General features: G+C 60.1%; 15 protein-coding genes. 3 read left to right on the forward strand and 12 right to left on the reverse strand.

Going from position 1 to position 15,398, the window contains the following annotated elements; all coding sequences use genetic code 11:
- Positions 1-288: 288 nt before the first annotated feature.
- The 5 genes from D3879_RS01305 to rplU all read right to left on the reverse strand — a co-directional run bounded on the left by D3879_RS01305 (position 289) and on the right by rplU (position 4,044).
- Positions 289-762 carry a CreA family protein gene (locus D3879_RS01305; protein WP_119952338.1) on the reverse strand — a complete coding sequence of 158 codons (474 nt, stop codon included), beginning with the start codon at positions 760-762 and terminating at the stop codon, positions 289-291.
- A 34-nt stretch (positions 763-796) separates the two neighbouring features.
- A complete protein-coding gene (gene proB, locus D3879_RS01310; RefSeq protein ID WP_119954849.1) occupies positions 797-1,915 on the reverse strand; it encodes a glutamate 5-kinase in 1,119 nt (372 codons plus the stop codon).
- A 98-nt stretch (positions 1,916-2,013) separates the two neighbouring features.
- Positions 2,014-3,234 (reverse strand): Obg family GTPase CgtA, encoded by a 1,221-nt coding sequence (cgtA, locus tag D3879_RS01315; protein ID WP_119952339.1) that lies wholly within the window; start codon positions 3,232-3,234, stop codon positions 2,014-2,016.
- 202 nt (positions 3,235-3,436) lie between these two features.
- Positions 3,437-3,694 (reverse strand): 50S ribosomal protein L27, encoded by a 258-nt coding sequence (rpmA, locus tag D3879_RS01320; RefSeq protein ID WP_119952340.1) that lies wholly within the window; start codon positions 3,692-3,694, stop codon positions 3,437-3,439.
- A gap of 38 nt (positions 3,695-3,732) precedes the next feature.
- Positions 3,733-4,044: a 50S ribosomal protein L21 gene (rplU, locus tag D3879_RS01325; protein ID WP_119952341.1), complete on the reverse strand. Its 312-nt coding sequence runs from the start codon at positions 4,042-4,044 to the stop codon at positions 3,733-3,735.
- A 243-nt stretch (positions 4,045-4,287) separates the two neighbouring features.
- Between rplU and D3879_RS01330 the strand changes: the two genes are divergently transcribed.
- Positions 4,288-5,256: a polyprenyl synthetase family protein gene (locus D3879_RS01330; protein ID WP_119952342.1), complete on the forward strand. Its 969-nt coding sequence runs from the start codon at positions 4,288-4,290 to the stop codon at positions 5,254-5,256.
- Between the two features lie 129 nt (positions 5,257-5,385).
- Entirely contained in the window at positions 5,386-5,646 is a 261-nt protein-coding gene (locus tag D3879_RS01335; RefSeq protein ID WP_119952343.1) for a PA4570 family protein, read from the forward strand.
- Positions 5,647-5,721: 75 nt separating this feature from the next.
- Here the strand turns inward: D3879_RS01335 and D3879_RS01340 are convergent, their stop codons facing one another.
- The 6 genes from D3879_RS01340 to D3879_RS01365 all read right to left on the reverse strand — a co-directional run bounded on the left by D3879_RS01340 (position 5,722) and on the right by D3879_RS01365 (position 11,129).
- Entirely contained in the window at positions 5,722-6,339 is a 618-nt protein-coding gene (locus tag D3879_RS01340; RefSeq protein WP_119952344.1) for a BamJ family beta-barrel-assembly machinery protein, read from the reverse strand.
- Positions 6,340-6,540: 201 nt separating this feature from the next.
- Positions 6,541-6,840, reverse strand: a complete 300-nt coding sequence (locus D3879_RS01345) for a DUF6482 family protein (RefSeq protein ID WP_119952345.1) — start codon at positions 6,838-6,840, stop codon at positions 6,541-6,543.
- A 140-nt stretch (positions 6,841-6,980) separates the two neighbouring features.
- Positions 6,981-7,475, reverse strand: coding sequence for a TIGR00645 family protein (locus tag D3879_RS01350; RefSeq protein ID WP_119952346.1), 495 nt, complete (start codon positions 7,473-7,475; stop codon positions 6,981-6,983).
- Positions 7,476-7,699: 224 nt separating this feature from the next.
- A complete protein-coding gene (locus D3879_RS01355) occupies positions 7,700-8,041 on the reverse strand; it encodes a PA4575 family protein (protein WP_119952347.1) in 342 nt (113 codons plus the stop codon).
- Positions 8,042-8,249: 208 nt separating this feature from the next.
- Positions 8,250-10,709: a Lon protease family protein gene (locus D3879_RS01360; RefSeq protein WP_119952348.1), complete on the reverse strand. Its 2,460-nt coding sequence runs from the start codon at positions 10,707-10,709 to the stop codon at positions 8,250-8,252.
- Between the two features lie 96 nt (positions 10,710-10,805).
- Positions 10,806-11,129, reverse strand: a complete 324-nt coding sequence (locus D3879_RS01365) for a TraR/DksA family transcriptional regulator (RefSeq protein WP_119952349.1) — start codon at positions 11,127-11,129, stop codon at positions 10,806-10,808.
- A 164-nt stretch (positions 11,130-11,293) separates the two neighbouring features.
- Here D3879_RS01365 and D3879_RS01370 point away from each other — a divergent pair, with 164 nt between their 5' ends.
- Positions 11,294-13,147 (forward strand): Lnb N-terminal periplasmic domain-containing protein, encoded by a 1,854-nt coding sequence (locus D3879_RS01370; protein WP_119952350.1) that lies wholly within the window; start codon positions 11,294-11,296, stop codon positions 13,145-13,147.
- Between the two features lie 466 nt (positions 13,148-13,613).
- On the opposite strand, the gene ettA is transcribed toward D3879_RS01370, so the two are convergent.
- Entirely contained in the window at positions 13,614-15,281 is a 1,668-nt protein-coding gene (gene ettA / locus D3879_RS01375; protein ID WP_119952351.1) for an energy-dependent translational throttle protein EttA, read from the reverse strand.
- Positions 15,282-15,398: the final 117 nt, after the last annotated feature.

The raw sequence follows: 15,398 nt of genomic DNA on the forward strand, positions 1-15,398 counted from the left end.
GCAAGTATTGGGCTTTAGTGATCTTTGCCACCTCACCCCACCACGCCGCCTCTATCCGCTTCCTGTTCGTCAGGCCAGCATTTTGCCTAGGGCTTCCTTCAGATTCGCAGTCGCCCGCGACACCCTTGCCTTCGACTAACACTTCCCCTTGCCGGGTGTGCAGAGGACTTTCACCTCCAAGTCACCAGCGTGGCCACCACAGCCAAGCTGGCTGCGCTTACGCGCAACGCGCCATGCCTGGCGCACAAAGCAAAAACCCGGACCAAGATCCGGGCTAGCGATTAACACTTAAGGCTTTTCTGGCCAGGGCAGGATCGGGATCGCAGTCACCGCATTCTGCGGACTACCCTCGATCACGCGGTCGCTGTAGACCAGATAGACCAAGGTATTGCGCTTACGATCAAAGAAGCGGACCACCTGCATGGTTTTGAAAACCAAAGAGGTACGCTCTTTGAACACCACCTCACCATCCGTCAACTCAGAGACGAAGCGGATCGACCCGACCTGACGACAAGCAATCGAAGCCTCGGCCCGATCCTCCGCCAAACCCAAGCCACCTTTTACGCCGCCGGTCTTGGCACGCGACAGATAGCAGGTCACACCCTCCACCTTGGGGTCATCAAAAGCCTCGACTACGATCTTGTCGTTCGGCCCCACCCACTTAAACACCGTGGAGACCTGACCAACCTCCTCCGCACCCACCCCGAACGACAGCAGCGGCAGCGCCAGCAACACGCCCAGCAGTCCATTAGCCACTCGCATTACCAAACTCCTCGCCACCCGCAGGCAGACTTACTCAAACCAGAATCAAATTGTCGCGATGCACCAACTCCGGCTCATCGACGTAGCCAAGCAACCTCTCGATAGCATCCGAAGGCTGACCAACGATCTTTTGCGCCTCGGCCGCACTGTAGTTCGCCAAGCCGCGAGCCACTTCCCGCCCATCCGGCCCGACACAAACCACCATTTCGCCGCGACGGAAGCTGCCCTGCACGGTTTTCACCCCGACCGGCAACAGACTCTTATGCCCCTGCAGCAAGGCCTTCACCGCCCCCGCATCCAACACCAAGGTGCCGCGCGTCTGCAGATGCCCAGCCAGCCACTGCTTGCGCGCCGCGAGCAAGCCACGCTCCGGCGCCAACAGCGTACCGAGACGCTCGCCCGCCTTAAGCCGGGCCAATACGCGCTCGATGCCGCCACCGACAATGATTGTGTGCGCTCCGGAACGCGCCGCCAACCGCGCAGCGCGCAGCTTGGTCTGCATGCCGCCGCGCCCCAGCGCACCGCCAGTACCACCGGCCACCGCATCCAAAGCCGGATCATCCGCACGAGCCTCGTGAATCAATTGGGCATCGGGATTGTGTCGCGGATCGGCATCGAACATGCCATCGCGATCGGTGAGGATGACCAACAGGTCAGCCTCCACAAGATTAGCCACAAGCGCAGCCAAGGTATCGTTGTCACCGAAGCGGATCTCATCGGTAACCACAGTGTCATTTTCGTTGATCACCGGAATGGCGCCGAGCTCAACCAGGGTACGCAAGGTGCTGCGCGCATTCAGATAGCGCTTACGATCCGACAGGTCATCATGAGTCAGCAGAATCTGCGCCGTATGCCGGCCATGCTGAGCAAAACTGGACTCCCAGGCTTGCACCAAGCCCATCTGCCCCACCGCCGCCGCCGCCTGCAACTCATGGATCGCACTCGGCCGCGAACTCCAGCCCAGCCGGCTCATGCCCGCCGCCACCGCCCCGGAGGACACCAGCACCAGCTCGACACCCGCCTCGCGCAGCGCGACCATCTGCTCAACCCAAACCGCCATGGCCGCCCGGTCCAGACCGCGCCCATCAGCCGTCAGCAACGCACTGCCAATCTTCACCACCCAGCGCCGCGCGCCGCTCACCTTGTCCCGCATCATCGTCCAACCTTGGTCAGAGAGCGACGCGACCAGTCCGGCGCCGCCCTTGCGATTAGTCAGCACAACGCCGCTATTCAGCGGCGTTGTGGTTTCACTCAATCCCGGACGTAGATAATTTCCGGACCATCATCGTCATCTTCTTCGTCGTCGAAGTCATCATCACTGACATCATCGACACTCCTCACCCCGGCCCGACGCAGTGCCCGCTGGTCATCCAACGCCTGCAACTGCGCGCGCGCCTCATCCTCAATGCGCTGATCCAACTCCGCCAGCTCTTCAGCGTATTGCGGCTCTTCTGCGAGGCGCAAGGTACGCTCCTCAAGGTAGCGCATGATGTCATGGCAGAGCCTCTCGGTACCTTCGCGACCGATGGCGGAGATCACATATACCGGCCCTGTCCAATCCAAACGCTCGGCAATCTCCTTGATCCGAGCTTCCTGCTCTTCTTCCAGAATCTGGTCGGACTTGTTCAACACCAACCAGCGATCACGCTCAGCCAGCGACGGACTGAATTTGGTCAGCTCGTTGACAATGGTCTCGGCCGCATCAGCCGGATCAGTCAGATCCAGTGGCGCCATGTCGACCAAATGCAGCAACAGACGCGTGCGCGCAAGATGCTTGAGGAAACGGATCCCCAGACCCGCACCATCGGAAGCGCCCTCGATCAGACCCGGAATATCCGCGACCACGAAGCTTTTGTAGCGATCGACACTGACCACACCCAGGTTCGGCACCAGCGTGGTGAACGGATAATCCGCCACTTTCGGCTTGGCCGCGGACACGGAGCGAATAAAGGTGCTCTTGCCGGCATTCGGCAAACCGAGCAAACCAACATCCGCCAACACCTTCAACTCCAGCTTGAGATCGCGCGACTCGCCCGGCTTACCGAGCGTGGTCTGCCGCGGAGCACGGTTAGTACTGGACTTGAAACGCGTGTTACCCAGACCGTGCCAGCCGCCGTGCGCCACCAGCAGCCGCTGACCATCTTTAGTCAGGTCGCCGATGATTTCTTGGGTCCCAGCATCGATCACCGTCGTACCGACCGGCACGCGCAGGACCGAATCTTCACCCTTGCGCCCGGTGCAATCGGCGCTGCCACCATTAGAGCCACGCTCGGCATCAAAACGCCGCGTGTAGCGGTAATCGACCAAGGTGTTCAGGTTTTCGTCGGCCACCATATATATGGAGCCGCCGTCACCGCCGTCGCCACCGTTCGGCCCACCATTTTCGATGAACTTCTCACGACGGAAGCTCATGCAACCGTTACCACCATCACCAGCTTTTACAAAAATCGATACTTCATCGACGAATTTCATCGGCACGCCTCCCGCCGCAATAGCGGGCTAGATAACACAAGGAACATAAGACTTTTGCAAAATTTAGCCAAACAGTTCTGCCTAAGCACCCACAGGCAACGCCAGAAGGAACAACAGCACCCAGACAATTTTGCAAAAGCCTCAAGGATACAGAAACAAAAAAGCCCCGTCGCGAGACAGGGCTTTTCCAGCAGCATCGCGATTAGGCCGCGACGACGCTCACGTAACGACGACCGAAGGCGCCTTTAACTTCAAACTTGATCACGCCTTCCACTTTCGCGAACAGGGTGTGATCTTTACCCATGCCAACGCCATAACCGGCGTGGAACTGAGTACCGCGCTGACGCACGATGATGTTGCCCGCCTTGATAACCTGGCCGCCGTACATCTTCACGCCAAGGCGTTTAGATTCTGAGTCGCGACCGTTACGGGTAGAACCGCCAGCTTTTTTGTGTGCCATGAGTCAATACTCCAAATAAGGTATTAGGCCGAAACGAATCAGGCCTGAATGCCGGTGATTTTGATCTCAGTGAACCACTGACGGTGGCCCTGACGCTTCATGTGGTGCTTACGACGGCGGAACTTGATGATGCTCACTTTATCGTGGCGGCCTTGTGCAATCACTTCAGCCACAACTTTAGCGCCTTCAACAACTGGAGCGCCGATTTGAACGTCGTCACCCTTGCCGACCAGCAGAACACGATCAAAAGTCACGGCTTCGCCGGTGGCGATTTCGAGCTTTTCGATCTTGAGGAATTCGCCTTCGGTGACCTTGTATTGCTTGCCACCGGTAACAATTACTGCGTACATAATTTTGCTCCGTTAAATCCTGCTCACCCAGCGCTTTATAGGAATAGTCGTCGGCTGGCATGGCTGCTTGGGGCCGGAAGGACGCCCTTGCAATTGCGTAAGGCAGGTGCTGCCCAGGGAAGTTCAGGGGCCGCGATTGTACGCAAGCCGAGCTCGCTCCGCAAGCACCAACGGCGCTTGCCTTGACAGCCTCCACCCTGCCCCCTAGCATGCCGCGCAACCTTCGAGGAGCACTTGTCACTGATGCAACCACAGGCCTTCTACCGCGTGGTGGCGGACGATTTTACCGCTGTCGATGACATTATCAGGCGGCAACTGGTTTCCCGCGTTCCGCTGGTGGAAAAAATCGGTGACTACATCATCTCCGCGGGTGGCAAACGCCTGCGCCCGCTGCTGGTGCTGCTCTGCGGCAAAGCCCTGGGCCGCCACGGCGACGATCTGCGACTACTCGCCGCCACCATCGAATTCCTGCATACCGCTACCCTGCTGCATGACGACGTCGTCGACATGTCCGGCATGCGCCGTGGCCGTTCGACGGCCAATGCACTGTGGGGCAACGCACCGAGCGTACTGGTCGGTGACTTCCTCTATTCACGCTCCTTCGAAATGATGGTCGAGCTGGGCTCATTGCCAGTGATGCAGATCCTTTCCCGGGCCACCCGCGTGATTGCCGAGGGCGAAGTGCTGCAACTGTCGAAGATTCGCGACGCCAGCACCAGCGAAGAGACTTATATGGAAGTCATCCGCGGCAAGACTGCAATGCTCTTCGAGGCCTCTACCCACAGCGCCGCGGCCTTGGTCGGCGCGTCTGCCGAACAAACCGAAGCGCTGCGCACCTTTGGCGACCATCTCGGCGTGGCTTTTCAGTTGGTCGACGACCTACTCGACTATCGTGGCGATGCCGAGACCCTGGGCAAAAACGTCGGTGACGATTTGGCCGAAGGCAAACCGACGCTACCGCTGATCTACACCATGCGCGAAGGCAGCGCAGAGCAAGCCGCCCTGGTGCGCAAAGCCATTCAGCAAGGCGGCCTTGAAGATCTGGAAAGCATCCGTGCCGCCGTCGAAGCCGCTGGCGCATTGGACTATACCGCCCAGCAAGCCCGTGATTATGCCGCTCGCGCCATCGCCTGCCTGGACGCCCTGCCTCCTGGCGAATATCGCGATGCTCTTGTCGAGTTGAGCCAGTTCGCCGTAGCCCGCACCCACTAAGGGTTCGCAAGCCTCACACAGCCCGTCACGACGACGGGCTTTTTTATACTCCGACAGAAAGTGCAAATTACGGCTTGCTATTAATTGAATAGGAATTATTCTCATCAACTCAAGAGAAGGAGATGAGCCATGACCTATTTGATCGACGCTTGGCTAGACCGCCCGCATCCTTACCTGCGCATCCTCCATCGCGACACCGGTGAAGTCTGCGCCGTGCTGGAAGAAGAGGCTCTCGATGAGCTGCGCGAACAGGGCGATCTTGATTTGATCGGCCTGAACTCCAGCGAGCCGCTGGTACTCAAGGAGTTGGTGCGCAGCCTGTTCCTGTTCTGCTACGCCCGCGCCCTACGCCCGGCTGGCGACACGCAACAGATCATGAACAGGCTCTGAGCCACAGCCCAGAAGGCAAAAAGGCCGAGAATGCGTGAGCGCTCCCGGCCTTTTTGCTACATCGGTGCTGGCTCCTTAGAGGATTTCCAGCAGCTCGACGTCAAACACCAGCACGCTGTGCGGCGGGATGCTGCCGACGGCTTGACCACCGTAAGCCAGCTCGCTCGGTACGTACAAGCGCCACTTGCTGCCAGTGCCCATCAGTTGCAGTGCCTCTGTCCAACCAGCAATCACGCCGCCCACCGGAAACTCCGCCGGCTCGCCACGATCATAGGAGCTGTCGAACACCGTGCCGTCGATCAGGGTGCCGTGGTAGTGAGTACGCACGGTATCTTCGCGAGTCGGCTTGGCGCCCTCACCAGCGCTCAGCACTTCGTACTGCAGGCCGGAAGCCAGTTGGGTAATACCGGCACGCTTGGCGTTTTCAGCCAGGAAGGTCAGACCTGCGCCAGCAGCGGCTTCAGCCTTGGCCTGCGCCTCAGCCTGCATAATTTCGCGGATCACCTTGAAGCTTGCGGACATTTCGTCCTGGCTGACCCGGCTTGCCTTACCGCTAAAAGCGTCAGTCAAGCCCGCCAGAATGGCGTCCAGGCTCACACCCGGCGGCGGGTTGTCGCGCAACTGGTCACCCAGCTGACGGCCAATGCCGTAGCTGACGCGGGTTTCGTCAGTAGAGAGGTTGAGTTCGGACATAGCACGGCTCCGCTGCGGGCAAAAAAAGGTCGGCCAGACTAGCACAGATACCCCTCTCGCCCTACCGCAACAACGACCGCTGGCGCAGCCAAGCTCACAGCCGAGTCACTCCCGCACCCGACCTAGAATGCGCTTTTTCGCAGTAAAACTCCCACCGCAGCCCCTTGGTAAGGCCAGGCAAGCACAACTCCCTGATGGAGTTCAGCGAGTTGAGGTCGGCCCCGGAGTTTTCTGGGAGTCATCGGACATACCGCACATTTCGTCATGCACCTCTGCCTGCACCAAATGGAACGGCGGTAGCTGCGGCAATGAGTGCAGCACCTCGCGGGCATGCTCAACCGAGCGTAGGTGCAGGATGTGGCCCTGGCCATCTTTCAGCGTGAAGGGTCTACCGCCCACGCGCGCTTCCAGCAGGTAGTAGTTGCCCCCCTCGATGGAGATCAGGTTCAACTTGTCGATCTGCCCCGCGCGGGCATGACTGGAAAGGTCGTGCAGATTCATAACAGTACCTCGCACTAGCAGTTGGTACGAAATCCATACAACTACAGTCTTTGCAGAAGGGCCAAGAAGCACAAGGCAGAAACGCAACCGCCCGTCCGCTTCACAGCAGCCGGGCGACTTAGGCCGTAGAAGGCTGGCTACTAGTGATCGTGCTTGGTCAGCTTATCCAGATAACCCATGGCGAAGGCAGAGATCACAAAGGTCATATGAATGATCACGTACCACATGATCTTGTCGTTCTCGATTCTCTGCGCGTCCATGAACACTCGCAGCAGATGAATTGACGAGATCGCCACGATGGAGGCGGCTACCTTCATTTTCAGCGAGCCGGAATCCATCTTGCCTAGCCAGTTGAGCTTTTCCTTGCCCTCATCGACATCCAGTTGCGAGACGAAGTTCTCGTAGCCGGAAATCATCACCATCACCAACAGGCCACCGACCAGCGCCATATCGATCATCGACAGCAACACCAGGATCAGGTCGGCCTCCGCCAGCGTGAAGATGTTCGGCAGGAGATGAAAAACCTCCTGAAAAAACTTGAACGCCAACGCCAACAGCCCCAAAGACAGGCCAAAGTAGATCGGCGCCAATAGCCAACGGGAGGTATAAAGAGAGTTTTCGATTAAGCGTTCCATGGTGTCTCGCAGCTAGGTAAAAATTCGCCGCGAGTATAACCACCCCCGTCGCGAGACAAGCAAGAGGGGCTGGCCTGATCCTGAGACACTCGACTGATTAATGCCTTTTTCGGTTATCCACGGCCGCTGTGGATAACCTTGTGGAGGGACTCAGGATAGAGCGCGCTCCACGCCTTGGCGCGGGGGCTGGCAGGGATTGCTCAAAAGCTGAGCAAAGCTGCTATTCACGTCTCCGGGCGGAACTGATAGTCGCCCAAATGACGGCCGCGCTCAGCGTTCAACCGGCGCAATTCGGCCTGCATATGCAGGCACCAGATAGAAGGGTCGGAGGATTCGACATAGCCCAGCACCGCAAGGTTGTCGGCGATTGCCGAGAGTACCGACTCTGCCACAAAAGGCCCGTGAAATGGGCCTTGCGCCTTAATCGCAGAGGGCTGAGCGCCGGCCACCCCGGCGGCGCAAAGAAGAGTCCAGAGTCCATTTTCGCCAGCCAGAGGACGAATCACACACTCGATGCGTGTGGCCAGTCCCAGGCATTGGCGGGTGAGGCAGAGGCTGCGCGGCATAACTGCGGCCCTCCCAAGGTCTGGCTTTCAGACTACACCCCGTCAGGCGGTTCAGGGAAGCCTGCGATTATCCCCGTTCGCTGTGGATAACTCTGTGGACTACGCGTGGGAAAGCCGGGCTAGATGCCAGCCGCCGTAGCTGGCACCAATCTGCTCAATGACTGACCAGCCATTGAACGGCCAGCCGGGTCATTGAGCGCCCTAAGGCTCATCCAGCGGCTTTGCTGTCCTGCGGTTTGGCGGCCTGCGCCGGACTCTTTGGCTGCTTGTCCTGCTCTGCGTTTTTCTCATCGTCTTCCAACTCCAGCTCGGCAATCTCACGCAGTCGCTCGACCACCCGAGCATTGACGCTGCCCTCGGGAAACTGACCGTCGGCATCCGGCGCACCGACGGCCTCGCCCACCAACAGACCGAGCGCTTCGTCGACCTGGCGCACCGCATAGACATTGAACAGGCCGGCGCGCACTGCCTGCAACACGCGCTCATCGAGCATCAGCGTGGCGACGTTGGCGTGCGGGATAATCACGCCCTGCTCACTGGTCAGGCCGCGCGCTTCGCAGAGCCGGAAGAAACCTTCGATCTTCTCGTTAACCCCACCAACCGCCTGCACTTCCCCGAACTGGTTGATCGAACCGGTGATGGCGTAGCACTGCTTCAACGGTGTACGCGATAACGCCGAGATCAGCGCGCAGACCTCACCCAACGAGGCGCTGTCGCCGTCGACATAGCCGTAGGATTGCTCCAGGGCAATGCTGGCGGAAATCTCCAGAGGGAATTCCTGGGCGTAACGGCTGCCGAGGTAGCCGGTCAAGATCATCACGCCCTTGGAGTGGATCGGCTGGCCGAGATTGACCTCGCGCTCGATGTCGACGATACCGCTGCTGCCTGGATACACCGTAGCGGAAATCCGCGCGGGCACCCCAAAGGCCGAGTCGCCGACCTCCAACACCGTCAGACCGTTGCACTTACCGACTGTGGCGCCGGCGGTGTCGATCAGGATGATGCCGGCCAGCATGTCATCGAGAATGCGCGCCGAGACTCGGCCCGTGCGCGTGGCCTTGGCCTTCAGCGCGCGCTCGATATGCCCGGCGTCGGTCACCGTATCGTTGGCCAACTGACGGATAAAATCGGCTTCGCTGACCAATTGGAACAGATCGCCGATACGGGCCGACAACCGCCCCTGATGCTCGGCCAGGCGCGCGCTGTAGGTCGCCAGCCGCGCCACCGCGCCAGCTGTCAACGGCGCCATACCCTCTTCCGAGGTGCGGGTTTTCAATAGTTGAGCGAACTGCTCCAGGCTGTCGTCGGCCAGCGGAATGTCTTCATCGAAATCCACCAGGACGCGGAACATCTCCTGGAAGTCTGGATCATGGTCCTGCAGGGCGTAATACAGCTGGCGCGAACCAATGATGATGACTTTGATCTGCAGCGGAATCACTTGCGGGGTCAGCGTAACCGTCGCCAAACGCCCCAACTCGCCGAGCGGCGACTCCATCTTCAACTTGCGCGCATGCAGGGCGCGCTTCAGCGCATCCCAGACAAACGGCTCACCGAGCATTTTTTCCGCTTCCAGCACCAGGAAGCCGCCGTTGGCTCGGTGTAATGCCCCCGGCCGCAACTGCCGATAGCTGGTGTAGAGCGCGCCCTGGTCGGTGCTGTACTCGATGCGACCGAACAGGTTGTCGTAGGTCGGGTGCGACTCGAACACCACCGGCGCGCCGCCGCTGACGTGATGGCCTACCACCAGGCTGGGGCTGTACTGCTCCTCCAGCAACTTGCGGGCTTGCGCATCGAGCTTGTTTTCATCCACCAACTGCTCGACCACGGTTTTCAGCAGATTGACCTGCATGGCTTGCAGGTAGGCGCAGACCCCGGCATTTTCCGCGTATTTTTCCGACAGCGGCGCGAGCAGCGGCTGCAGGGCGATGGTGATGGTTTCCTCATTCAGATGACGCAGCTGATTGCTCGACTCGCGCTTCCATTGCGGCAGGCTGGCCAGCTCTTCGTTGAGGCGTTCCTCCAGCGCCGAAATATCGGCGTGGTAGCGGTCACGCTCGGCCTCCGGCAGTTGCGCGAACTCGGCCTCGTCCAGCGCCTTGCCGTCTTTCATCGGGGTGAAGGCGATGTTGCTGCTGTCGCGGAAGAGGGCGATTTCCTTTTCCAGCGAAAGCCGCTCAATCACATCCAGCGCACGGTCGTAACGCTGGTTGAACGCGCGGTCGATGGCACTTTTCTTCTGCTGATAGGCCGGGTGCTCGAACACCGCCGGGAAGGTCGCCAGCAGGTTATCGATCAATACCTCGATATCGCTGATACAAGCGCTCGCGGTGCCCGGCGGCAGTTCCAGCGCACGCGGTTCGCGCGGCTCGTCGAAATGATTGACGTAGACCCAGTCCGACGGCGTTTCCAAGCGCTTGGCCTCAGCCTTGAGGTAACGCTTAACGAATGAGAAGCGGCCGGTACCCGGCTCGCCCATGACAAACACGTTGTAACCGGGGCGCGGCATCGCCACGCCAAACTGCAGGGCTTCAACCGCACGCTCCTGACCGAGCACGCCGCGGAAGGGCTCCAGGTCATCGGTGACGGTGAAGTTGAACTGGCTGGCATCGAAGGGACGAGTCAGCGCATCGGGCGCCAGGCGCAGGCCGGCAGCAACGGGATCAGGCATCGGGAATCCTTACATCGGGCGGGGCAAAACCGCGGGAGATGGCCGCATTCTGGCGCTGGCTGATTACACCTGGCAAGGCGTTCACAGTGAGTGGCGTCAATTGCCCAGATCAGCACAGGCCAGGCAGTACTCGGCAGCCGGCATAATGGCCAAGCGTGCCGGCTGAATTGGCTCGCCGCAGCGCAGACAGTAACCATAAGTACCCTCCGCCAGCCGTAGCTTGGCCAAGCCCGCCAGCCGTAAAGCCGCCTCGCTCTCGGCCAGCAAGGCCTCCAGCACTTCGTCATTCTGCCGCTGGAGGGCCTGTTCGGCGAAATCCGGCGAGTGACTACGGGCCAGGTCTTCGCGAATGGCATTCGCCCGCGCGCCGTTCTCAGCGAGCATGGCATCTAGCGCGGCCCGAGGGTCGAAGGCAGTCATGGTGCACACTCCTAAAGCAAAGCCTCCTGTAAGTGTGGACGCTGCTGCACAGCCTGCACGAGACGCAGAAAAAACTTGCGCAATTGCCTTGGACCGACAGCCTTGACACCCGCATAGGGCATCCTCAAAGTTTCGCGCATTGCCTTAGAAGAAGAACGCTCACGTTGAAACGGATTTTATTCTCTCTGGCCCTATGCACTTGCACCTTTCTGCAGGCCGCCCCAAACCTGCCTGATGAGCGCCTGAACGCACTGGCCGCCGATCCGTATTGGATCGCCCTCGGCCACTATGAAACCGGCAAGCTCGGTGGTTGGCGCAGTTATGTCGATGACGAGCAGTTCTTCCTCGCCGCCAACGGCGACAGTGACCCCACCGCGGAGTTGGCCGCCACGCTCAAAGCCCTGTACGCCCCCGCTGGCAGTGGCGATAAACACGCCCAATGCGTTTACCCCGCCCGCACCCGCTGGCTTCGCGAGCAGTTGCAACTGCGCGATCTGCCGCAACCCGCCTGCAGCGAGTTCACCGCCTGGTTCAAGGACATCGCCCCGCACAGCAGCGTGCTGATCTTCCCCGCGGCCTACCTGAACAGCCCCTCTTCGATGTTCGGCCACACCTTGCTGCGCATCGATCAGGCCGACGTACAGAGCAACAACACTGCCCTGCTCAGCTATGCGCTGAACTTCGGCGCCTTTATCGAGGGCATGGACAACAGCATCCTCTATGCCTGGAAAGGCCTGATGGGCGGCTACCCTGGGCTGTTTGCCCTGGTGCCCTATCGCGAGAAACTCGCCGAGTACCGCAGCCTGGAAAACCGCGACCTGTGGGAATACCGGTTGAACCTGACGCCAGAGGAAACCGCACGGATGGTCGAGCATGTCTGGGAATTGAAACAGATCCAGTTCGACTACTTCTTCTTCGACGAAAACTGCTCCTATCGCCTGCTTGAACTGCTGGAAATCGCCCGCCCCGGCCTCGAGCTAACCGAGCAATTCCCCCTCACCGCCATCCCCACCGATACCGTGCGCGCGGTGAAAAACGCCGGTTTGGTGGAACGCACCGACTATCGCCCGTCCCGAGAACACGAACTGCTGGCCCGCGCCAAGCCCCTCAGCTCGGAGGAACAGGATTGGGTGCTGTTGCTCGCCGATGGTCAAAGCCAGCTGAACAACCCTGAGCTGCAACGCCTGCCGAAAGAGCGTCGAGCGCTGATTCAGGACGCAGCGTTTCGCCTGACGCGCTATCGTGCCAATGGCGAAGCGCGGGACAGCGCAAGCGCCCAGCGCAGCTTCGCCCTGTTGCAGTCGATCAACCAGAACCCGCCACCAGCGCTTGAAGTGAAACGCCCCGGCCTGCCGGAAGACGGGCATGAATCGCGCACCTGGCAACTGGGCGCCGGCAGCCGTGATGACCGCGCTTTTGCCGAGTACGGCCTACGCATGGCCTATCACGACTTGAACGACAACATGTACGGCTTCCCGCTGGGCGCGCAGATCGAGATCCTGCAGCTCAAATTGCGCCAATACGAGAGTAACCACTGGCAACTGCAACGCCTGGACCTGGCCACCATCCGCTCACTGACGCCGCGCAATCAGTTGCTCAAGCCATGGTCCTGGCAAGTCGCCAGCGGCCTGGAGCGTGTCCACGGTGAAGACGGCGACGAGCGACTGGTCACGCACCTGAATGGCGGCGCCGGCGGCACCTGGCAGCTGAGCGATGAGATGCTGGGCTTTGCCTTGGGCACGCTGCGAATCGAAAACAACACAGACTTCGCCACCTTTATCGCCCCTGCCGCCGGCTTCAATACCGGCCTGCTCTGGCACAACCCGCTGGGCAACCTGAGCCTGGAGGCTGCCGGCGACTACTTCTACAACGGCGAGGTACGCCGCAAACTCAGCCTCAATCAGCAGTGGGAAGTCTCGCGCAACCTCGGCCTGCGCCTCTCCGCCCAGCGTGAATTCAGCCAGCTGAGCGCGCCGGAGAATGAAATCAAACTGGAACTGAAGTGGTATCACTATTAGCAGTGTAGGGTGGATGGCGCTTCACCCATCCACCTTTGCGGCGCCGAACGCCACTTGGTGGGCAAGAAAAAAGGTTCTTCACGGAACTCGGGGGCGGAGTCCTGCCGCGCGCCGCCCCTTGCAGGAGCGGATTTATCCGCGAACAAGAGCGACTCGGTGCTACCCCATCGCGAATAATTTCGCTCCTACGCCCAGCAAAGCCTCGCCCGAGAGGGCACAACCAGAAGCATCCACCAGCGCGATAACAGGCTCGGGCACAACGTCAAAGCCAACAAACCGCAGGACCAGCAGCCAATACCCATTTGCCTATCTGGTGTTAACCGCCACCTCTGCCCCCCCAAAAAAACATTGCCCACCCTACGCATCTCCGTTCCCTGGATAGATAACCTGTTATCCCTCCAACTCGCCAAGAAACGCAGGCATAAAAAACGGAGCCCGCAGGCTCCGTTTTTTATTCCACTGGCGCTTACTGCACGAGCTTCTTGTGCCGTACCCGGTGCGGCTGGGCTGCGGCATCGCCGAGGCGCTTCCTGCGGTCGGCTTCATACTCGCTGTAGTTGCCTTCGAAGAACACCGCTTGCGAGTCGTCTTCGTAGGCCAGGATGTGCGTGGCCACCCGGTCGAGGAACCAGCGATCGTGGGAAATCACAATCGCCGCGCCGGGGAAGTCGAGCAACGCTTCTTCCAGCGAACGCAGGGTTTCCACGTCGAGGTCGTTGGATGGTTCGTCGAGCAGCAGCACGTTGGCTCCCTCTTTCAAGGTCAGCGCCAGGTGCAAGCGGCCACGCTCACCACCGGACAGGTCCTTGACGAATTTCTGCTGGTCGCCGCCCTTGAAGTTGAAGCGGCCGACGTAGGTACGCGAAGGAATCTCGTAGTTGCCGATGCGGATCACATCGGAGCCATTGGAGATCATTTCCCACACGGTTTTGCCACCGTCGAGGTCATCGCGACTTTGGTCGACGCAGGCCAGCTTGACGGTTTCACCGATTTCGATGCTGCCGGAGTCCGGCGCTTCTTTGCCCATCAGCATGCGGAACAAGGTGGATTTACCCGCACCGTTACCGCCGATCACACCGACGATGGCGCCTTTGGGCATGCTGAATGACAGGTTGTCGATCAACCCCTGGTCGCCGTAACCCTTGCAGACATTGTTCAAGTCGATGACTTTGTCGCCCAGACGCGGACCCGCCGGGATGTAGATCTCGTTGGTTTCGCTGCGCTTCTGGAATTCCTGCGACTGCATTTCCTCGAAGCGTTGCAGACGCGCCTTGGATTTCGACTGCCGCGCCTTGGCGCCTTTACGCACCCACTCCAGCTCTTCTTTCATCGCCTTTTCGTGAGCCGACTGCTGCTTGGACTCCTGGGCCAGACGGTCGGACTTGGCCTCCAGCCAGCCGGAGTAGTTGCCCTCGTAAGGAATGCCGGCGCCGCGGTCGAGTTCGAGAATCCAGCCGGCGACGTTGTCGAGGAAGTAACGGTCGTGGGTGATCGCCACCACGGTGCCGGGGAAGTCGTGGAGGAAGTGCTCCAGCCAGGCCACCGAGTCGGCGTCCAGGTGGTTGGTCGGCTCGTCCAGTAGCAGCATGTCCGGAGCGGACAGCAGCAGGCGGCACAGCGCGACGCGGCGTTTCTCACCACCGGAAAGGTGCACCACCTTGGCATCCCAGGCCGGCAAACGCAGCGCGTCGGCGGCGACTTCCAGCTGGCGCTCGAGGTTATGACCGTCGGAGGCCTGCAGAATGGCTTCGAGTTTGCCCTGCTCGGCGGCCAGCGCATCGAAGTCGGCATCCGGCTCGGCGTACGCGGCGTAGACCTCGTCCAGGCGCGCCTGGGCGTTCTTGATCACGCTGACGGCCTCTTCGACCACTTCTCGCACGGTCTTTGCCGGGTCCAGCTGCGGCTCCTGCGGCAGGTAACCGATGTTGAGGTCCGGCATCGGTCGCGCCTCACCGTTAAATTCGGTATCGACGCCCGCCATGATTTTCAACAGCGTGGACTTACCCGAACCGTTCAGGCCGAGCACACCGATCTTGGCGCCGGGGAAGAAGGACAGGGAGATGTTCTTGAGGATTTCCCGCTTCGGCGGCACAACTTTGCCCAGCCGATGCATGGTGTAGACGTATTGAGCCATGAGGAACCTAGCTTCTGTGACAGACATTGATGACTAGAGCGCGAGCCAGGAAAGAGCTCGCGCAACAGGCAATGAGCAGGCTTTTGCAGCTAAAGAGCCTAACCACTGCTTGGGCGG

This window comes from Pseudomonas cavernicola (genome assembly GCF_003596405.1).
In the GTDB taxonomy this organism is placed as follows: domain Bacteria; phylum Pseudomonadota; class Gammaproteobacteria; order Pseudomonadales; family Pseudomonadaceae; genus Aquipseudomonas; species Aquipseudomonas cavernicola.